The organism is Arthrobacter bussei (assembly GCF_009377195.2).
GTDB classification, from domain to species: Bacteria; Actinomycetota; Actinomycetes; order Actinomycetales; family Micrococcaceae; genus Arthrobacter_D; species Arthrobacter_D bussei.
In genome coordinates, this window is sequence record NZ_VJXX01000033.1 from 1 (window position 1) to 283 (window position 283).

At 72.1% G+C, this 283-nt stretch carries 1 pseudogene; it reads right to left on the minus strand.

From position 1 onward, the window contains the following. Positions 1–15 precede the first annotated feature (15 nt). A pseudogene (locus tag FNH21_RS16795) lies at positions 16–283 on the minus strand (hypothetical protein); the annotation flags it as partial.

A 283-nucleotide genomic window follows, 5' to 3' on the forward strand; every position in this document is an offset into this window, starting at 1 on the left:
TCCGATCTCTCCCGGCTAGAGCAGGGTCTGCTGGTCGGCGTCCGCCGTCACGTCCCCGGGCAGCGGGTCGATGAGCTCGGGCCCGTTGTTGCGCACGGACCCCACGCGGGGGCCCACGAGTCGGGGGAGCAGATGCGGATCGGGGATGGCGTCCAGAAGTTCCGGCACCGCCGGGCGCGCATCGTTCCGGGGGTCGAGCCAGTCGCCGCGCAGTCCGGCGGGGACGATCACCACGGGCGGCTCCATGATCACCACCGTCACCATGCAGGGCGCCGAGTACCTG